Below are 18,654 nucleotides of genomic sequence, written 5' to 3'. Positions count from 1 at the left end.
TGTGTTTTGGCACTTGTGCCCGATATACTCATTCCCTTGAGAGGTGTCAGGATCTCCTGGGTTCCGCACTGTTCTCTACAGACTCGCCGACGCCTGAGACTCCGGTGTGTGCTTCTGACTGGAAAAAAAAATCGCCAGTGTGCCCATTCAGAAACTATTGCCTGCTGGTTCGACGATACCATCGGCACAACACAATCAGTGAATTTCGGAGTTATCACGTTCACCTATTGGTTTCGGCTCGAATGTTTCGCTGTCTACGCTTCATCTCCTTTGTTACCGCCGGAGATGCAAGACTCGCTACGTAGTGATCTGGCTAATCTTCTACGACGGGGCTTTCACCCGCAAGAAACAGTGCAGCTTTTCCCAGCGCACCGTCAACTTCACAGATAAATTCAATTTCAACTTCACCCACAGGTAAGGTTGTTACACATCGTGGCTGGAGTTTTTTAAAACGCGTACGACAGCATTAATGCTGATATGCAGGGCTCTGGCCGTATCACGGATGCCGGCATTGTTCATGGCAAGATCAACGACTTGTTCTTTTATTCCGGCTTGACAAGCGCGATAAGAATAATCGAGCTGGAAAGTACGATGACAGGATAAACAACGATAACGTTGGTGCCCACCTTTTCCAATACCATGTTTTTTAACGTCCTTCATCTGGTGACAAAATCGACATTTTACTTCTACTGTGGCCATGCATGTTATCTCGCAAAATAAGCATTATAGATGAAGAACAACGCCTTGAATACATGACCGAAATAAGTTTAAAAAACACCCAAAATAAGATGCTATTTTCAATAGCTCAATGAGCATTATATAAATATCATTTAATTATCACTCTATTTAAATGCAATTTAGACACTCATATTCTCACTCCGGAAATTTACCATAATCATTTAATAAATAGTCAATTGTAGGTTTCAAATCACTGGGGAAGAAGCAAATAATCATGCTCTTTCTCCGACTGAATATATTATACATTGTATAGTTATATGTAACTTTTATTTATATTTTAATAAAAGATTTTTTATATTGAGATAATAAAGTTTTTATTGGTTTTTAATAAAAACACATATTAAACAAACAACAGATGATATATTTCTCTTAAAACGAAATAACATTACTTGCATTGCCAATATGACTTGTTTATATTGAATTTACCTTGCAAGGAAATAACATATCAATAATCTTACAATTTCTGACTGGAGGAAATATTATGGAATATCAACCAGTAGGCATTTAATTAACTAAATCCGGGCAGATATAAAATAATTTTAAATCTGCCCAATCATCCATTTTTTATAATGAAATTTAGAAAATGATAAAATACATTGGCATAGGTGCAAATGAATTTGACACATATCTGGATTATGCAATATTTAATATTATTGCTATTTACCTATTGCATGCTGAACCACTCCAGTTAGGAATTTTGGGTGCATGTTTTTCTTTGCCTTTCCTCTTTTCTAGTTATTTATTCGGGAAACTCTTTGATAAATATGAAATTCGACCGTTAAGAATATTATTGTTTGCAGCTAATGCATGTGTAATACCATTCATAGGCTTAGGAGGTAGTATTCTCGTACTTTATGCCGCGGCTTTTATGAAAACTATGGCCAGGAGTGGTATCAATATCTCAAATACAAAATTGAATAAGGATAATGAAGAAACTAGTCAGTTTTATGAAATCTATGGATATTTAATTAGCCTCAGTAGAATCATTATTCCACTTATTGTCATCGGGACATATGATTTTTGGGGAATATGGTTTGTCGTCGGATTCTCTGTTATCTTAAATCTGGTGGCATCATTGAGCACAGTTCTTGACCATACACAGTATCTTCGTTCAGAAACTTCTCAAGTTACCGAACCGCCAGAATCATATTCATTTTTAGAAATGATGCTGAAGAAGCATGAGTTGAGTGCTCTTGTTACCGCATATACGATTTCGAATCTGGCCTTTTATCTCAGTAATGATATGTTGGGAATTTTCTTTAAAGTAATAGGGCAAGATGAAAACAGTATTGGTGTTATCATTTCCTTAATGGGAGTAGGTGGTTTTGCAGGAACTAAGTTAGCTTCATTTTTGATAAAAATAATAACAGCAAGATCAGTTTTACTTTCTTCCATTCTTACCAATACGGTAGCGTTTACTTGCTTTGGTTTTTTATCTTCAAATACCACCTCTGTTTTTGTTTTTTATGTGGCTATAGTGATAGTAGGGATATCCTCGGGAATCACTTTTTTTGCCGTACGTTATGGTGTCAGAAACATGGTGGGTTACGAAAATGTAGGGAAAACAACAGGTATAATTCAGATGTTGTCTGCTGTGGTAGCAATAATTATGCCGATTATCGGAGGTGTTATTGCTAATTATTATGGTATAGATACAACTTTCCGTATAACCAGTATTCTTTTCTGCATTACCTTAATTTATTTCATCTTATTCACTAAAAAAAATAACAAAAGGAATCATATATATGTATAACCAAAATAATCTCAGTGAAATTAATTTTCTGAACGATAAACATTATGTTCTTTATCAGAAAGGGAAGCCACGGCAGACCTGGGACTGTGAATTGAACTGGGAATTGGCTGCTAATGACCTAATCCCCACACATTTGCACGATACTGCTGTTACTGTCGCCAGTCTGTCAGCGCATGTAGAAATACTTGGGATGGAAAATGCGGCAGAGCTGTTATTACAATCAAACGATTTTTCTCTAAAAATAGGACTGGCTCAAGCCGTTAATGACGAAGCACGTCATTCTGAATTATTTGCCAAATACGCCATTCTAGCTAACGGAAACATTAAAGATTTGTCCAGAACGAGAGATATCTATATCGAGCACTTTGCGGAGCTAAAGACTTTCGATGAGACATTTCTGAGTCATGTTTTCCTTGAGAATGGTGCTCTGGAACAGTTCAATATTTTTATCCATGCGTTCAGTGAGCAAAGTCTCATCGGTCAGATCTATAAAGGTGCCATGCAGGACGAAGCCAGACATGTTCAGCTAGGTATCAATTATTTTCGTCAGTTAATTGAACGTTCCCCGGAAAAAATGGAAATGATTAGGGATCACCTTACCACTTTTAAACAAATTCTGCATGTTAACAAAGAAGGTATCAACTGGCTTTCTGATATGAGTGGTATACCTTCCAGTGAAATAGAAAACCGGATTCACAATCGACATGATAATTTTATCAGTAAAATTATGAGGAATACAAATGTTTAACGGAATGTTAGTTGTTAAAAATGCAATATCTGAACGCGAAATAGATATTCTGTATCGCTACTTAGCAATCTCTGCCAATTGCGGGCTTTTGAAGGGGAATACGGACTCGGTGGAAGCACATATGTACTATGCACTTCCCTATTTTGAAGCCATGTTGAGTTATTATTGTGATTTTGTATCGCAGACAGTCGGAGAGCCTGTTTATCCCAGTTATTCTTTTCTTTGGAATTATAAAAAAAATTACCAACTTCCTCGCCATAAAGATAGAAATTCAGTTGATTATATTATTTCTCTTGGTATTCATAAAGCAGAAGAAAGTGACTGGGGTATTTATATTGAAGGAAACCGGGTAGATATAGATATTACGGACATTTTAATCCTTGACGGTAAAAGACTTGAACACTGGCGTGAACCATGCCCGTATAATAACCGTTTCCAACTCATTTTATGTTACACAAGGGATAAAAATCTGATGTTTGATAAAAGAAAACATTTGGGTTTTGACCCTGTTCCTGAAGTGATTACATCACCATTTAAAAATAATTTACCTATAGACGATGATTATATAGCACAGCTTGGAGCAACTCATGTCTGATGCACTCTATTATGAAAATGCTTGTATATTTTTTGACGGGAAAGTGTTACTGCGAAATTTTAAAGGAGATACAGGACGATTAACCCTCGGGTTTATGACCATAGGTGAATACCATTGGCTTGCTGAGGAAACTGAACGTTTTGAAATAACTGAAGGTGAAGCAATTTTCTCTTATGAAGAGACAATAATATCCGTAGTTCCGGGAAATGAGGTAATAATTCCTCAAGGCACCTATTTCACAGTGAAAGTAAAACAGCATCTCGATTACAGGTGTTACTATGAGTAAGTTGGGTATTATTGGTACGGGCCTTATGGCAAGCATTATGGCAGGCGTGTGTCAGGAGTCTGGCTTTACTGTTCATTCCGTCCTTTCACGTAAAAAAGAAACCGCACAACAGTTCGGTAAAGTACATCATATTGATGATGAAAAACTCTATACAGATGCTATATTGTTCTTTTCTGATCCAGAACTTCAGGCCGTTTATATTGCTACACCAACCTCAGAAAAAACGTATTATATTGAACTTTGTCTCAAATTTGCAAAGCCCGTTCTGATTGAAAAACCGTTGCCACCATACAGTATTTTCAGTTCTTTTGTTACTAAAGCAAAAAAAGAAAATCTTGTATGGATGGATGCCACTCATTTTATCCATAATGAATGTTATACCCTGCTTCAGGCAATGATGGACACTTGTGTAGGAAATCTGATCAGGATTGACGCAAACTTTTTCTGGCCTGAACGAGACAATGGACAAATCAAATTTTCCCCTGATTTGGAGCCTGATGGTGCATTAGGTGATATTGGCTGGTATCCGTTTAGGTTGTTTTCAGCCTTGATGTCGAATCCTGTGCTCAGACATGCAAGCGGTTTTATGATACAGAATAATCATAATGTAATCACAGAGTTCAATGCTACTGGGCTAACCCATTGTGGGGTTTCTTTCTCCCTTGCATCATCATACCGTGGAACTGTTGCTCGGCAACAATGTATCATTGCAGGAAATAAAGGAGAGCTAACTCTCAGGGATTTTGTGATGCCTTACTGCGGTTCATTTGTATATGGCAAAATACTTCCATCTACTGTGATTCGACACTCTTGGGGACTGAAGCCATTGGTCGATTATGAGGATATTATGGTCGATTTTTTCAGATTGCAACATACTGCAATGCTGAAAAATTTCCATAATTATATTCATGGATATGATCTCAATAAGTTACACCAATATCAGGAACAGGTTCTTAGTTGTATTAAAATGATAGGAAGAGTTAAAGAAATATTAACACCACTTATTGTGTCATAATATGTTACTGGTAGGTTCATATGTTCACAAATTATATAACGGAAAGTACATTTTATCAGGAGATGATTGTCCCTCTATGGTCTCGTTTAACGGTCTTTTTTTCCCCTAATCAGGGGCTATTTATTGGTTATCTTTTAATTGCATTTCTGATTGCTGTAATATATTTCTCATGGAAAATAAAAACTTGGAACCCTGTTAAATCTGGACGTGAAGTTATCTTGGTACATAAATTCACATCACAATCATCTATTGATGACTTGAAACTGTATTTTTTTGATAAGGTTATTCTTGGCTTCATTTATTCCAGTATCCTCGGATCAGCATTGTTTTTCCGGTATCAAACGATGGATCTGTTGGCCTTTATCGGTCTTCCAACGCAGCATTATGTCCCAGGCATGATTCTTAGTCTGTTGTTAACCTTGGGGGCACTTGTTGTTTTTGATTTTGCGGTTTTTTTTGAACATTATTTGTCACATAAGATTCTAATTCTCTGGGAGTTTCATAAAATCCATCACATTGCTGAACATCTCACTCCCCTTACAGCCTATCGTTCGCATCCAGTAAATCAGTCCTGTTTTATATTTCTAGCCAGCATGTTTACCGGAATTTACTCAGGGGTATTTAGATATTTTTTTGATGCTACACATGCCTATATAGTATTTGCAGGCCAGAATATTTTTATGTTTCTGCTCCTGATGCTAGGACTGAATTTACAACATTCTATGGTGTACCTAAGATATCCTAAATTTATAAGGGATATTTTTGTTAGCCCTGCATACCACCAATTGCATCATAGTAGTGATATACAACATCATGACAAAAATTTCGGTTTCATTTTTTCTTTCTGGGACAAATTATTTGGTACTCAGATGTTTCCTCCAGCTAAAGCAGAGCTTGTATTTGGTGTGGCGGGTGAGAAATATGAAAATTACTCAGGATTGAAAAATATGTATTTTACCCCATTCAGAAAGGCAAAAAAACGGATAAAAAATTTTCTCGGTAAGCATTTCTCTAACCTCATATGATGAATAATGAGGTAATAGGCACCCTTTTTCTTCAACAAATATTCTATCATCCTTTTGTTAATGAATTCAGCTTCATTATACTCTTATTGGTATATCGAGATTATTTTCAATTTAAAGAAATAGATTAAGGGATAGCAACAGTCGTGCCACCAACCACAACTTAATGAATATGGATCAGAATTGTGTCCACACCTACTTCTCGGGCTTAGCTAAATGTAGTATTTTACAGTTTCACTTCCACTAAGCCCTGTACTGACTTTACATGTTCCATTCTCGAAAGCTGCTATCTAATTAAGTCGTCAAAATTGTCGCATCTCGAGAGAATGGACTCCCTCCTTATTTCTTATCTCCTAACATACGATATTTTCCTGACTCTGAGATGCAAAAAGAACGTGTTTCACTATTTTCCTTTCGACAACAGTTTCTGCATCACCATTTGCCCGAACAAGCCGGCAGATTGCCTGACCTGTCCCACGCCCTGGCTCATCATGCCTGCCATATCGCCTATCCGAACGCCTGCCCAAGCTAATGCGGCCAGCCAGACCATCGGCAACACAATAAACAATGTGCCCATCACCAGCCCCATAATCAAATCATCCGAGGTATTCTGAATGCCTGCCAGATTCAACAGGCTGTGGGTGTCTGAGCCATACAAGGCGTCCAGTAAATAGCTGTCCAGCCAGCGGGCAGTTTCCCACCAGAAAGTCAGGAAATTCAGTGCAAACAGGGCGAACGTCAGTGTGAATACCGGCTTAAATTCATAGGCGGCAAACAGCAGGAGCAACGGGATCAGGATATACAACGCCATCAGGATCACTGCCTGCATCATCGGCAGCGCCTGACGCACCGCATCAAACATTGGGGCACTGATCAATCCCCCGAATATCGTCCCCGCCGCCGCACCGACCCGATTACCCGCATTCAACAGGGTGAAATCGGCGTTGCCGCCATAACCGGCGTAGACATGCCCTGCCTGAGAGACGGTCAGGTTCACCGGGCTGACCAGGCGACGGATCACCGCTTCTTGATATTCACGGGTTTCTTTGCCCAGCATTTTGAAGGCGGCCGACAGACGCAGCCATAATCCCGGATCGGCCTGGGCCAATACCCGAGCCTCCAGTCCGGTTTTGGGGGTTGACCACCAGGCCTGGCAGGTGGGATAACCGCCCTGCCCGGTATTGGGCCGGCCACTGTCCCGGTTTTCATTCCACGGAAATGATGCCCTGGGCGTTCGGGATTGCAGGGTGTGGTAATCGCCGGATAAGAAGGTACGGCTGCCCAGCCATTCAATATCATGTAATGTAACTGGATCGGTGGTTTGTCCCTGATCCCGTTGTTTCCACTGATAAAGTGCCAGTGCGTAACAGTCATGGGTAAAATCCTGCAATTCCGCCGCCAGTGCCGGGTGACTTATACGGGTGTGCTGCACTTCAAAACGCAATTGCCTTAAATCCGGCCGGCAGGGAATGGAGGCCACCGCCGCTTGCGTTAATCCTTTTGACAGCCGGTGTACCATGGCCCACCAGAGAGGCACCGCCGCCGTCTGATTATTCAGGCTGGAGATCACCGGCGCATAGCCACTTTTGTCCGGTGCTTGCGGTGTCCAGGTGCCACAACTTTTGGCGCGGGACGCGTCATACTGAAGGGTCGTGAGGCTGACATTCACCAGCGGCACACAGCACACCACCATAACGAAGAAGGCACCGTACAAAGTATTTTCAATCCGGGCAAGTGACTGCAATCCACCACTGCCCTCCTCTTCGCCACACTCTCTCACTTTCAGCCAGATCGCAATGACCTTTATCACCAAAGGCAGGGTAAACAGCCCCGTAGCAATCAGAATTTGCCATAACCCGTTATTGACCACCCAGCCGAGCAGGGTCAGAAAGTATTCCAGATAGCTGTTGGTGGTCATTGTGTTACCTCAATCGAGCCTGACAGGGCATATTCACACAACAGGATAAACAGCAGGCTGACTACCATCACTCGTATCAATGTTGCGCGGTATGCCGGCTGCTGTACTGTCTTTTGCCAAATTTTCCGGCTCCCCCAGGCCAGCCCCAGATACAGGCCGAACCGCCAGACGCGCCAGAGAATACCGGTTTTTTCCATCCAGTGATGCAGGGCGGACGCTTTTTCGGGATGGGTCAACCCCAACCAGCCCGTCACTAGTGTGATAATGATGACCAGAATGATAATGAGGCTTGCCTTGAGGCTTTTTCTCACTGACTGAATAAAACAGAATTTTGGGATTTCTGCCATACTCCACCTTACCGCCGCTCACTGTGGGGCATTTCCAGCTGATAAAAACGCGCATCGGTGCTGCCCTGCACTTGCTTTTGGGGATGGGCCTCAACCCGGTGCGCCACGCGACGGTATCCAATGTGCTGAGAAAATAAGGCACCAACGGGGTGGCCGCACTGCGGCAGGAATAACCGGGAATTTGCCCGCCAATCAGGCGGGTCGCGGGATGCCCGATGGCATCCGCGTATTTGAAACGCAAACTGGTACGCCGCTGGCCTGCAATCTGGCGATTATGGTTGCCGCCGCCGGCAGCCAGGTGGGATAACGCCCCGGTGACGGCACTTTCCAGCCCGCCGGATACCCGTGAAGCCTGGTGGGAAGAGAAGGGGTAATTTCAGGTCATGGCACAGTCAGAAAACCAATCCCGTCCATCTTCTCAACCGCCCCGCCAGCATGGCCTGCTGTATCATGTGTTATGGGCATGGCCGTGGCAACTCATTGGGTTTATTGTCATGTCCTGGCTATTCAGTCTGTTACTGGAATATCTCGGTATGATTTTTTTCTGGCCAGAACAAGGTGCCTCTCATAGCCAGACGATGATGAAAACCGAGCTGCAATTTTTATCCACGGAATTGACCCGGAGCCTGTTGTTGTCAAATCCCGCACAAACGGTCTCTGACTGGCTGACGCAGGCATATCAATGGATTTTTGTCGACAGTGGTTTTATGCACTGGATACAGGGACAACGGCAGTATCAGCTCAATAGCCGCAATGATTTTCTGCGTGAATTCAATGCGGTATTGCATGGCATCTCGGAGCATTTGCGGGAATATTGTCTGGCGACGGTGTTTATCACCATGGTGACGTTAATCCGGTTAGCGATTCTGGTGTTATCCATCCCTTTGTTTGTGATGGTGATTTTAGTCGCTCTGGTTGACGGGCTGGGACGGCGGGATTTACGCCGTTATGGCGCAGGCTATGAATCCAGTTTTGTTTATCACCATGCTAAACGGGGGATTAAACCGGCCTGCACCATTCCCTGTGTGCTGTATTTATCCTGGCCGGATGTGGTCTATCCTGCGGTGATATTGTTGCCAGCGGCATTATTACTGGGTATGGCGGTGATGATCACGGTTGCGATGTTTAAAAAATACATTTAAATTGCTGGACGATTGAATGCAAAACGGGTTTTTGTTTTGTATTCCATCGTCAGCAGACAAGCCGCACAGCGGCGCGTCAGTGATTATTATACGTCTCTGAGATTTCTTTTTTTGTCAGTTTAACTTTATCCTGTGTCATTTGGGTGATATTCTTACACTAAGATATCCCATTAGATAAATGGTTTTTAATATGAAAGAGTTAGAGTTAATCGCACAAAAACTGATTGCACAAAACGAAGAAGAACAATACCGGAAAAAAGAAGAAGACAAAGCGTTAATCAGTAAACTCGTTGAAATCTATGACCAAAAATATGTTGCTGAGGCACTTCGGGCTGTCAGTCATAGCGACTGGACTCGTGAAACCCTTAATCGCTGGTTAAATGGTAAAATGGTGCAAAAGCAATTAACTGAACTGGAAGTACAGATGCTCAATAGTTTGTTGCCATCGCCGCCTGAACACCATCCGAATTACACTTTTCGTTTTATTGACCTGTTTGCTGGTATTGGTGGGATCAGAAAAGGATTTGAAGACATTGGTGGGCAGTGTGTGTTTACCAGCGAATGGAACAAGGATGCCGTTCGTACTTACAAAGCAAACTGGTATTGCGATCCTGAAGAGCATGTCTTTAATTCTGATATCAGGGATATAACTCTGAGTCATGATATTTCTGTCAGTGATCAAGAAGCATACCAAAATATAGATCGTGAAATCCCCAATCATGATGTATTACTGGCCGGTTTCCCTTGTCAGCCTTTTTCCCTTGCAGGAGTATCAAAGAAAAATTCATTAGGCCGTGCTCATGGTTTTGAATGTGAAACGCAGGGAACATTGTTTTTTGATGTAGCCCGGATCATTGCTGCTAAAAAACCGGCCATTTTCTTGCTGGAAAATGTGAAAAACCTGAAAAGCCATGATAAAGGGAAAACTTTTCGGGTTATTGTGCAGGCTTTGGATGAATTGGGATATTCAGTTGCAGATGTTGAACATAACGGGAAAGATGATCCAAAGATTATTGATGGTCAAAATTTCCTGCCACAACACCGTGAACGTATTGTTTTGGTTGGATTTCGGCGTGATCTTAATATCCACCAGGGATTTACCCTCAGAAACATGAATCAACTTTTTCCTGCACAAAGACCGATACTTAAAGAATTACTGGACAGTAATGTTGATAAAAAATATATCCTTACTCCTGCGTTATGGAAATATTTATACAACTACGCGAAAAAACATCAGGCAAAAGGAAATGGTTTTGGTTTTGGTCTGGTTTTCCCTGATAACCCGAATAGCGTTGCCCGCACTTTGTCCGCCCGTTACCATAAAGATGGCTCTGAAATACTTATCGACCGGGGTTGGAACAGGGAGCTTGGAGAGAGGGATTTTGACAATGAAGAAAACCAGAAAAACAGACCAAGAAGGCTGACACCTCGCGAGTGTGCACGTTTGATGGGATTTGAATCACCGGGTGGCACAACTTTCCGCATTCCCGTATCGGATACTCAGGCCTATCGGCAATTTGGCAACTCTGTGATTGTTCCTGCTTTTGCTGCTGTAGCTCAGTTATTGGCACCTTATATTGCCAAAGTAATCGCGCTAAAAAACAGCAAAAAAGTGGCATAAGGTTTGATTATGGCTGATGTTCACCCTTCTGCAATTCGTAGCAAAAATATGAAAGCGATACGAAATTGTAACACAGCCATTGAAATAAAACTGGCAGCGATCCTTGAAGATGCTGGCTTTCAGTTTCGGACACAGATAAAAGAATTACCGGGGAAGCCTGATTTTGTGATCGATGAGTATCGAAAAATCATTTTCACTCATGGGTGTTTCTGGCATCACCATGAGTGCTATCTGTTTAAAGTCCCGATGACCAGAACCGAATTTTGGATGAACAAACTTGGGAAGAATGTATTACGGGATAAAGCTATTAATGAGAAGCTCAGGAGTGATGGCTGGCACGTTATGGTTATCTGGGAATGTGCTGTAAAAGGCAGATTCAGATTACCCGTTCAGGAATTATCTGAAAGAATAGAAGAGTGGATTTGTGCAGGCAGTGATTCTGTAGAAATTGATACTAAAGGGATACATAATAAAAATGTTTGAGCGGTTATCTGATCATTTCGAAGTCGCAGTTGCAAAATATCTTTCGGCTGTTGATGTTGATCCTAAAAAATCAAATCAACATGAAATTGGTGGATTGGTCAAAGCAGGATTTTCAAGATATCTTCCCGTTCCCGAACGAGGGGAAAAAATATTTTTTAAGGCAACGCTGACTTATATTGCCGGAGAAGATAGCGAGCCGGTCATCTGTGAAGATCAATTAACGTGGTACGATACTCGTTATAACCAGCCAAACAGATCGGCTGAATATCGTATGTATTATAAAACGAATCCTGTTTCATCTTTGATGAATGAAGGTGATTTTTTTCTGATTATTAAACGTAATAATGGTGATTTGCTGCTTATTATAACTCCCCCGGGATCTTCAGTTGAATTACAGCTGAATACTTTATTTGGTCTGGGTAATATTGGTCATCATTTTTCCCAATCTTCGATTGAGGAAAAATCACTTATCCTTCCGGTCAGGATGTTATTTGAAGACCTGAGAATAGAACTTGAAGAACCTGAAAGTAAAAATGAAAATTTACTGGAAACATTATTAAGGCATTTTCCGGCTGGTTTTCCTAAGTCAAAAGAATTTTCTTTACTGGCAAGGGAAATGGCCTCAGGTGAACCAATAAATGAACCCGATAATACACTGATGCTATGGATGGAACAGGAAGAAAAATTATTTAAAACGTATGAACGTTATGAGGTAGCGAAAAAATTATCGCAGGGATTTGGAGAAAACGGGAATGATGTTGATGAATTTATTCATTTCTCATTGAGTGTTCAGAACAGGCGAAAATCCCGTGCTGGTTTTGCCTTTGAAAATCACTTGGATCATCTTTTCTCATTGCATAATCTGCGATTTCAACAGGGTTCTGCCAAAAATATAACAGAGAATAAGTCTAAACCCGATTTTCTTTTTCCATGTTTTTCTGCTTATCACGATAAATCTTTTCCTCAGGAAAAGTTGCGATTGCTTGGCGCAAAAACGACATGTAAGGATCGCTGGAGACAAGTATTGGCTGAAGGAGACAGGGTGGCACGTAAGCATCTGATAACGATGCAGCCAGGGATAAGTGAACAACAGCTGGCAGAAATGAAGAGTAAATCGCTACAGTTAGTGGTGCCTGAATCTGTTAAGTCATTCTATCCAACATCCTATGCCAATGATTTACAGAATATTATGGAGTTCATTACTGAGATCAAGGAAATCCAAAGATTAACTTAATGACTTTGCAAACAGAAACTGTACTGCATTTATGTAAGTACCTTTTCTCTGAGGTGACCACTCAGGTGGTCACCATGCTCCGCACCTTTCATTCCACAAGGTGCTATAGCCATATTTTTCTTTTGCCACTCATTCTGCAGCCTATTGAAGATACTTTGACGGCACATTCACCACCGGTGTCATCCATTCAAACCAGTCACAGGCTTTACCGATATGGCTCCCTCCCTTCGGATCAAAATGATAGTGATGATGTGAGATATCTTCACAATACCCGACAAAGGGCTGATCTATACGGTGAAGCTGAATAGCGGCCGCTTGCTCTTTGGACGTCGGGAAAAATGCCCCACCGGCTTCGGCAAACAGGTCGGTAGATCCACCGTCTGCATCAACAGCTCATACAGCCCGGCAGGCGCTTCATAGCCCAGGTTAAAAATACTGCTGGAGGTGGGTTGGGAATAATCGGCGTCAATCAGGAGAGTATTTAAACCCGCATCAGCCAAAAATCCGGCCAGATTCGCGGCATGCGTGGATTTACCTTCTCCGCCTTTGGGAGAAATGATGGGAAGTATCTTCATTTGTACACTCATTAAAGTAAGCGTGCAAATTGTACAAATCAGGCGATTTTACATTGAATTAACTTACGATGGGATTGAAAATCCCCGTGTCGGTGGTTCGATTCCGCCTCCGGGCACCACTTCAACTTCCAGTGAAGTCCAGCCCAGTCAAACAATCTCTCTCAAACCCAGCAAAATCAACACCATTTCTTATTTTTAGGTCTAGTTTCGTCTGTTGCAATCAAGAGGCAGCGAAGGGCATAATTCGGGGCACTTACCGTTCGATTCAAGGAATGCCCTTAATAATGAAACTCAACGCACGACAAATCGAAACTGCAAAGCCCAAAGAAAAAACCTACAAACTCGTCGATGGCGGCGGTCTTTATTTAGAAGTCTCGTCACGCGGCTCAAAATACTGGCGGATGAAGTATTATCGCCCGACCGATAAGAAAGAAGACCGTCTGGCGTTCGGTGTTTATCCGGCAGTATCGTTAGCCGATGCCCGCGCTAAACGGGATGAAGCCAAAAAGCTGATGGCACAGGGCATTGATCCCAAAGCAGAGAAAAAAGGCACACCAACACCCGCCAAAGTTAACACCTTTGAACAAGTCGCCCGTGCATGGCACGCCAGTAACAAACGCTGGAGCGACAGCCACCGTCAAAAAGTGCTGCGCAGCCTTGAGCAGTACATTTTCCCACATATCGGCGCACGTGATATTACCACATTACGCACCAGCCAGCTTTTAGCCCCCGTCAAAGCCATTGATGAACAGGGCAAACACGATATCGCCCAGCGGCTGCGCCAGCGTGTTACCGCCATCATGCGCTACGCCGTCCAGAATGATATTTTGGAAACCAATCCGGCCAATGATATGGCTGGCGCACTCACCACCACCAAATCCCGTCACCATCCCGCCCTGCCCCATGAATGTTTACCGGATTTCCTAAACCGATTGTCTGCTTACCGCGGGCGCTTACTGACCAAGATCGCGGTCGAGCTGGCGCTGCTGACGTTTGTGCGCTCCAGCGAACTGAGATTTGCCCGCTGGCAGGAAATTGACTTCGAAAACGCGGTGTGGAAAATTCCCGCCACACGAAAACCCATCAAAGGCGTTCGCTTCTCTGAACGCGGCATGAAAATGAAAACGGATCACATCGTACCGCTGAGCCGTCAGGCAGTTTCGCTATTCAAAGCATTGCACGCACTGAGCGGCAATTGCGACGTGATGTTCCCCTGCGATCATAATTCCGCGAAAGTCATGAGCGAAAACACGGTTAACAAGGCATTACGGACGATGGGCTACGACACCCAAACCGATGTCTGCGGGCATGGCTTCCGCACAATGGCGCGCGGTGCAATGGGTGAATCCGGCCTGTGGAGCGATGATGCCATCGAACGCCAGCTCAGCCATATCGAACGAAACAACGTCCGGGCGGCGTATATTCACACCTCTAAACATCTGGATGAACGGCGGCTGATGGTGCAGTGGTGGGCGGATTATCTGGATGCGAACCGGGAAAAGTCAATCACACCCTATGATTTCGCCAAACCGCTGCGTGACAGGAAAAACCGTTAGTACAATTTGCAACCCGTTAATTTTCATCGGGAGAAAAACAATTAACGCTGTTCATTAAGTCTTGCTTTTTAAATAATCCGCCTGTCATCAAACAACGTCCACGATGATATTTCAGGGACTGGGTAACAGGAGAAGTGACATGACAGTGGCTGCATTGAAAACAAGCCTGATTCGTTTGCCAGAAGTACAGCGCAGAACGGGTTACAGCAAGGCGTGGATCTACAAACTGATTAGTGACGGTGCATTCCCGCAGCAGGTCAAGATTGGCCCACGTTCCGTTGCTTTTATTGAAGCAGAGATTGATAACTGGATTGCCCAGCGTATTGCTGAATCGCGAGCGGCATAACACAGAAAAGAAGATGACATAAGACACGTAACATAAAAACACAACGCCCCGAAGTGCGACCAACACTGCGAGGCGTTTCACCAATAACCGTTTAAGTGAGGTAAAAACGATGGCTGATACACAGCATACCCAAACTCGCCCCAAATTTACAGTTCAAAAAACATCAGGCAGCCAAAAACCGCTTGATCTTATCCAAACCGTCAAAATCTCGGCTATGTATTCCTGGCAAAATCTGCTGCCCGCTTGTGGTATTGATATCCCCACAAAAGGAAAGCATGGCGCTTGTCCTATTTGCGGTGGTACTGACCGTTTTCACTTTATTGACGATCACCATCATGGCAATTGGCATTGCCGCCAGTGTGATACCCCGAACTATGGTGATGGACTTGATTTAGTGGCAAGAACCAAAGGGATCTCTGTTATTGAGGCGGCAAAAGTTGTCGCTAACGTACTGGCGCTACCTTTGCCAGCCCCCAAGCCAGCCAAAGAAACCTATTATCCAACACCACCGATTGCCGAAAAAGTGGCGGCACTGATGGCGCAAACTGTCGCCGGGCAATCGCCCTATCTGACTGCAAAGAGTCTGCCACACCTTGATCAGCGGCTACTGTTTGATAATTCGACAGTGCTGACACTGACAGCACTGGATAAAAAAGTCACAGGTGCGCAGATCATTAAACCCAATGGCGAGAAAAAATTCCTTACCGGTAGCCAGAAAAAAGGCGCGTTTATTGCCATATCAGCGCTGGAAGCGTTCCCCGAGGCGGTGATCATTACCGAAGGCTATGTGCTACAGCACTCACTGCCAGTCAGTTATATAAAGGTACTGTTCTGGCAGCATTAGATGCAGGTAATTTATATTCTGTTGCCAAAGCCATTCGGGAACGCTGGCCGGACACCAAAATCATTATTGCCGCAGATAATGACTGGCATCGCTCCGACGAGCTGGATAAGAACGGGAAAACCAAAGTGAATGTCGGCAAGATCTCAGCAGAAAAAGCTGCCCTTGCGGTGAATGGTTGGGTCACATTGCCGCCTACAGAGCATAAAGCCGACTGGGATGATTATCGCCAGCAAAATAGTGTGAAAATAGCAGAGCTGGCCTTTGTTCAGGGGCTTTATCAACCGACTCCAACAAAGAAAAAAGAAGCTATTCAGCCCAATGACGTCGAGTCTTCTAAGCTGACATTATGCCAGATGGGTGCCAGCCAGCGCGGAGAAGTGTTGCTGGCGCGTTATGACGGTGATTTAGCATTGGATGGCGCTTCGGAAACCGTGCATCACTATGATGGTATTGTCTGGCGTCCAGTCAGTGACCGTGATTTAAAGCGGGAAATGTTGGCAGCCTTTATGGAAGAAAAATTGCCATACTCGCCGCATGGTATTAGCTCTGCCGTGGATGCTCTCAAATTACAGCTTCCTATGATGCAGCCACCAGAACGTCACTTAATCGGGTTCAGCAACGGCGTGTTTGACCTGAAAACATGCCAGTTCCGGCCTCATCGTAAACATGATTGGTTGCTGCTGGCTAATGAGGTTGAATTCAATTCCCCTGAAGAGTGGTGATGAGTCTGATTTCAAGTTATCATCATTTAACAATATGAATTTAAATGAAAATCATCAAAGGTGAATAGTGTGAACAGTTTTATTCCTAATTCTTTAGGCGGTGGGGGTAAGTAAAAAGTTTTTTCTGGCAGGTGTTTTTCAACTCTCCTATTGACCGGGTTAATGTATTAGCCCGGTCAATAGGAGAAGACAAGCGCAGCGCGTCAGTGTGGTTTGAGTCTGTTTCATTAATTAAATTACTTAATTATCATAAGGTTATAACTATTGCCTTATACTTTGTGCTTATAGATATCTTGGCGCACAGTGTTCCAAACAAAGTTTTCGCGATATATTGGTGTGTAACCCATTTTTTCGTATAACCAAGGAGCTGTTGAAGTGACAAGCATAATACGTCTTAGTTGGGTTAGAGCAGGATGTGAATGACAGCATTCCATTAACCAGCGGCCCAATTTTTGTTTTTGATACTCCTCTAGGACATAAACATCACAAAGATAACCAAAAGTAGAAAAATCGGTAACTATGCGAGCAAATCCAATTTGCTCGTTTTGGTCAAAAAGCCCAAAATTAAGGCTATTGGCAATAGCCTGGCGAACTGTGTCAATATCAATCCCTTCAGACCAAGAAGAGCGGGTTAAATATTGGTGAATTGCGACGATATCCAACTCAGTATTATCCGTTGTAATTCGATATTGTTGATTCTTCCATTTTAAAATTTGAACCATAATATTTCTCTGCATAAAGATTTAGTTGATTTTTAGATAATTAGTATTTTTTCTTTTTAAGAAAGAAAATAGCGATAAAAAAATACCAATTAAAGATATTATCATACAGATCATCCAAAGATTTTGAGGATTATTAATATCAATTCTTAAAAAATAACCTGCTATAGAATTACCTGTAACACTTCCGATCAAACCAGTAATACCAAGAACACCAAATGCAGAACCAAGCCATTTAGTCGAAATATTATTACTCGTCACAGCATCAATGGTCGGTTCGATAGTAATTTCACCAAAAGTAAAAAAGGCAATTAATATAATAAAAAGCTCTAATTCTTTCATTATTCCTATACCAATCTAACTTGAAGATGCAGGTTTTAAAGTCTGAAAATTATCAGTCAGTCGAGTCGTGAGCTCTTTCGCTTTTTCTGGCAAAGTGACATGAAAAAAGTGACGAAGGGTTTCACGGAAGGTCTTCGCATCCGGAAAATAGATATTGTTACGCACTTGCTCATTCATATACTTCCACAATCGCTCTATCGGATTGAGGTTTGGGCTGTAAGGCGGGAGATAATGCAATTCAATATTAAGGATATATGCAATATCTTTCACCAACTCGGCTCGGTGGTAACCCGCCCCATCCAGAATGATGTGGATTTTTTGCGACAGCGGGTAAGTTTCTCGGAGCGCACCGAAGAAATAGGCGATATTTTCAGCATTAATGCTTGGATATTCACGGATCACGGTGTCTTCAATCCGTTGTAAATTCAGCGCACCCAGAATATTGAGACGGGTACGACGGCCGGTGGTTTCAACCCCTTTTATCTGATTTTTTCCTGCTTTCATCCAGCCATAACTGAGCTTTGTGGACTGTGAAGGATGCACCGCATCAGTAAAAATCCGCCTTCATAGAAGGCGGCTTTGATTTCGCCCCAGAGGGGCGTTACTAGTTCAGACTCTGAGAGCCTTCACTTCACATCCCTTTTAACG

Annotated in this window: 18 protein-coding genes and 4 pseudogenes; 15 read left to right on the top strand and 7 right to left on the bottom strand. The window is 42.7% G+C overall.

Annotated elements, in window-relative coordinates; all coding sequences use genetic code 11:
* The coding region (locus tag Xentx_RS19235; RefSeq protein ID WP_208607598.1) for a hypothetical protein at positions 1–390 on the top strand (390 nt) is incomplete at its 5' end.
* Here Xentx_RS19235 and Xentx_RS16685 read toward each other — a convergent pair.
* Positions 374–699, bottom strand: a pseudogene (locus Xentx_RS16685) (IS1-like element transposase); the annotation flags it as partial. The gene Xentx_RS19235 and the pseudogene Xentx_RS16685 sit on opposite strands and share 17 nt — an antisense overlap.
* A 622-nt stretch (positions 700–1,321) precedes the next feature.
* Here Xentx_RS16685 and Xentx_RS16680 point away from each other — a divergent pair.
* The 6 genes from Xentx_RS16680 (at position 1,322) to Xentx_RS16655 (ending at position 6,160) form a co-directional block, all read left to right on the top strand.
* Positions 1,322–2,491, top strand: coding sequence for an MFS transporter (locus tag Xentx_RS16680; protein WP_074021612.1), 1,170 nt, complete (start codon positions 1,322–1,324; stop codon positions 2,489–2,491).
* Positions 2,484–3,239 carry a ferritin-like domain-containing protein gene (locus Xentx_RS16675; protein ID WP_074021610.1) on the top strand — a complete coding sequence of 252 codons (756 nt, stop codon included), beginning with the start codon at positions 2,484–2,486 and terminating at the stop codon, positions 3,237–3,239. The genes Xentx_RS16680 and Xentx_RS16675 overlap by 8 nt, the downstream gene beginning before the upstream one ends.
* Positions 3,232–3,834 (top strand): hypothetical protein, encoded by a 603-nt coding sequence (locus tag Xentx_RS16670; RefSeq protein WP_074021609.1) that lies wholly within the window; start codon positions 3,232–3,234, stop codon positions 3,832–3,834. Before Xentx_RS16675 ends, Xentx_RS16670 begins: the two co-directional genes overlap by 8 nt.
* Complete coding sequence (locus tag Xentx_RS16665; protein WP_074021607.1) at positions 3,827–4,120, top strand: pyrimidine/purine nucleoside phosphorylase; 294 nt, start codon at positions 3,827–3,829, stop codon at positions 4,118–4,120. The genes Xentx_RS16670 and Xentx_RS16665 overlap by 8 nt, the downstream gene beginning before the upstream one ends.
* Positions 4,113–5,135 (top strand): Gfo/Idh/MocA family protein, encoded by a 1,023-nt coding sequence (locus Xentx_RS16660; protein ID WP_074021605.1) that lies wholly within the window; start codon positions 4,113–4,115, stop codon positions 5,133–5,135. The genes Xentx_RS16665 and Xentx_RS16660 overlap by 8 nt, the downstream gene beginning before the upstream one ends.
* Positions 5,136–5,197: 62 nt before the next feature.
* Positions 5,198–6,160, top strand: a complete 963-nt coding sequence (locus tag Xentx_RS16655; protein ID WP_167366772.1) for a sterol desaturase family protein — start codon at positions 5,198–5,200, stop codon at positions 6,158–6,160.
* Between the two features lie 400 nt (positions 6,161–6,560).
* Here the strand turns inward: Xentx_RS16655 and Xentx_RS16650 are convergent, their stop codons facing one another.
* The gene (locus Xentx_RS16650; protein WP_074021602.1) at positions 6,561–8,075 is read right to left on the bottom strand and encodes a conjugal transfer protein TraG N-terminal domain-containing protein; all 1,515 of its coding nucleotides are present in this window, start codon (positions 8,073–8,075) and stop codon (positions 6,561–6,563) included.
* 438 nt (positions 8,076–8,513) lie between these two features.
* A pseudogene (locus Xentx_RS16640) lies at positions 8,514–8,771 on the bottom strand (TraU family protein); the annotation flags it as partial.
* A gap of 34 nt (positions 8,772–8,805) precedes the next feature.
* On the opposite strand from Xentx_RS16640, the gene Xentx_RS16635 reads away from it, so the two are divergent.
* The 4 genes from Xentx_RS16635 to Xentx_RS16620 all read left to right on the top strand — a co-directional run bounded on the left by Xentx_RS16635 (position 8,806) and on the right by Xentx_RS16620 (position 12,902).
* Positions 8,806–9,564 (top strand): TIGR03747 family integrating conjugative element membrane protein, encoded by a 759-nt coding sequence (locus Xentx_RS16635; protein ID WP_074021599.1) that lies wholly within the window; start codon positions 8,806–8,808, stop codon positions 9,562–9,564.
* 190 nt (positions 9,565–9,754) lie between these two features.
* On the top strand, positions 9,755–11,185 hold the full coding sequence (locus tag Xentx_RS16630; RefSeq protein WP_074021597.1) for a DNA cytosine methyltransferase: 1,431 nt from the start codon (positions 9,755–9,757) through the stop codon (positions 11,183–11,185).
* A 9-nt stretch (positions 11,186–11,194) separates the two neighbouring features.
* On the top strand, positions 11,195–11,668 hold the full coding sequence (locus Xentx_RS16625) for a very short patch repair endonuclease (RefSeq protein WP_074021596.1): 474 nt from the start codon (positions 11,195–11,197) through the stop codon (positions 11,666–11,668).
* Positions 11,661–12,902, top strand: coding sequence for a type II restriction endonuclease (locus tag Xentx_RS16620; RefSeq protein WP_074021594.1), 1,242 nt, complete (start codon positions 11,661–11,663; stop codon positions 12,900–12,902). Before Xentx_RS16625 ends, Xentx_RS16620 begins: the two co-directional genes overlap by 8 nt.
* Positions 12,903–13,270: 368 nt before the next feature.
* Here the strand turns inward: Xentx_RS16620 and Xentx_RS16610 are convergent.
* A pseudogene (locus Xentx_RS16610) lies at positions 13,271–13,477 on the bottom strand (ParA family protein); the annotation flags it as partial.
* 284 nt (positions 13,478–13,761) lie between these two features.
* On the opposite strand from Xentx_RS16610, the gene Xentx_RS16605 reads away from it, so the two are divergent.
* From Xentx_RS16605 to Xentx_RS19650, 4 genes are all read left to right on the top strand, one after another.
* The gene (locus Xentx_RS16605) at positions 13,762–15,033 is read left to right on the top strand and encodes a tyrosine-type recombinase/integrase (protein WP_074021592.1); all 1,272 of its coding nucleotides are present in this window, start codon (positions 13,762–13,764) and stop codon (positions 15,031–15,033) included.
* Positions 15,034–15,172: 139 nt separating this feature from the next.
* Positions 15,173–15,379, top strand: coding sequence for a helix-turn-helix transcriptional regulator (locus Xentx_RS16600; RefSeq protein ID WP_074020364.1), 207 nt, complete (start codon positions 15,173–15,175; stop codon positions 15,377–15,379).
* Positions 15,380–15,488: 109 nt separating this feature from the next.
* Complete coding sequence (locus tag Xentx_RS19655; protein WP_244149891.1) at positions 15,489–16,223, top strand: primase-helicase zinc-binding domain-containing protein; 735 nt, start codon at positions 15,489–15,491, stop codon at positions 16,221–16,223.
* A complete protein-coding gene (locus tag Xentx_RS19650) occupies positions 16,118–16,945 on the top strand; it encodes a toprim domain-containing protein (protein ID WP_339373699.1) in 828 nt (275 codons plus the stop codon). Before Xentx_RS19655 ends, Xentx_RS19650 begins: the two co-directional genes overlap by 106 nt.
* Before the next feature lie 269 nt (positions 16,946–17,214).
* On the opposite strand, the gene Xentx_RS16590 is transcribed toward Xentx_RS19650, so the two are convergent.
* The 3 genes and pseudogenes from Xentx_RS16590 to Xentx_RS16580 all read right to left on the bottom strand — a co-directional run.
* Complete coding sequence (locus Xentx_RS16590) at positions 17,215–17,667, bottom strand: GNAT family N-acetyltransferase (RefSeq protein WP_074021591.1); 453 nt, start codon at positions 17,665–17,667, stop codon at positions 17,215–17,217.
* Positions 17,668–17,688: 21 nt separating this feature from the next.
* On the bottom strand, positions 17,689–18,006 hold the full coding sequence (locus Xentx_RS16585) for an MFS transporter (protein ID WP_074021589.1): 318 nt from the start codon (positions 18,004–18,006) through the stop codon (positions 17,689–17,691).
* 15 nt (positions 18,007–18,021) lie between these two features.
* Positions 18,022–18,564, bottom strand: a pseudogene (locus tag Xentx_RS16580) (IS630 family transposase); the annotation flags it as partial.
* Positions 18,565–18,654: the final 90 nt, after the last annotated feature.

It is taken from the genome of Xenorhabdus thuongxuanensis, assembly GCF_001908095.1.
GTDB lineage: Bacteria > Pseudomonadota > Gammaproteobacteria > Enterobacterales > Enterobacteriaceae > Xenorhabdus > Xenorhabdus thuongxuanensis.
The sequence above is the reverse complement of the archived record's forward strand: the minus strand, read 5'-3'. Positions and strand labels throughout refer to the sequence as shown.

Bases quoted from the DNA above. Each gene is read 5' to 3' on its own strand.
- Xentx_RS16660 (WP_074021605.1), top strand. From the start codon at position 4,113: ATGAGTAAGTTGGGTATTATTGGTACGGGCCTTATGGCAAGCATTATG.
- Xentx_RS16650 (WP_074021602.1), bottom strand. From the start codon at position 8,075: ATGACCACCAACAGCTATCTGGAATACTTTCTGACCCTGCTCGGCTGG.
- Xentx_RS16675 (WP_074021610.1), top strand. From the start codon at position 2,484: ATGTATAACCAAAATAATCTCAGTGAAATTAATTTTCTGAACGATAAA.
- Xentx_RS16665 (WP_074021607.1), top strand. From the start codon at position 3,827: ATGTCTGATGCACTCTATTATGAAAATGCTTGTATATTTTTTGACGGG.
- Xentx_RS16585 (WP_074021589.1), bottom strand. From the start codon at position 18,006: ATGAAAGAATTAGAGCTTTTTATTATATTAATTGCCTTTTTTACTTTT.
- Xentx_RS16605 (WP_074021592.1), top strand. From the start codon at position 13,762: ATGAAACTCAACGCACGACAAATCGAAACTGCAAAGCCCAAAGAAAAA.
- Xentx_RS16655 (WP_167366772.1), top strand. From the start codon at position 5,198: ATGATTGTCCCTCTATGGTCTCGTTTAACGGTCTTTTTTTCCCCTAAT.
- Xentx_RS16625 (WP_074021596.1), top strand. From the start codon at position 11,195: ATGGCTGATGTTCACCCTTCTGCAATTCGTAGCAAAAATATGAAAGCG.
- Xentx_RS16620 (WP_074021594.1), top strand. From the start codon at position 11,661: ATGTTTGAGCGGTTATCTGATCATTTCGAAGTCGCAGTTGCAAAATAT.
- Xentx_RS16680 (WP_074021612.1), top strand. From the start codon at position 1,322: ATGATAAAATACATTGGCATAGGTGCAAATGAATTTGACACATATCTG.
- Xentx_RS16630 (WP_074021597.1), top strand. From the start codon at position 9,755: ATGAAAGAGTTAGAGTTAATCGCACAAAAACTGATTGCACAAAACGAA.
- Xentx_RS16600 (WP_074020364.1), top strand. From the start codon at position 15,173: ATGACAGTGGCTGCATTGAAAACAAGCCTGATTCGTTTGCCAGAAGTA.
- Xentx_RS19655 (WP_244149891.1), top strand. From the start codon at position 15,489: ATGGCTGATACACAGCATACCCAAACTCGCCCCAAATTTACAGTTCAA.
- Xentx_RS16635 (WP_074021599.1), top strand. From the start codon at position 8,806: ATGGCACAGTCAGAAAACCAATCCCGTCCATCTTCTCAACCGCCCCGC.
- Xentx_RS16670 (WP_074021609.1), top strand. From the start codon at position 3,232: ATGTTTAACGGAATGTTAGTTGTTAAAAATGCAATATCTGAACGCGAA.
- Xentx_RS16590 (WP_074021591.1), bottom strand. From the start codon at position 17,667: ATGGTTCAAATTTTAAAATGGAAGAATCAACAATATCGAATTACAACG.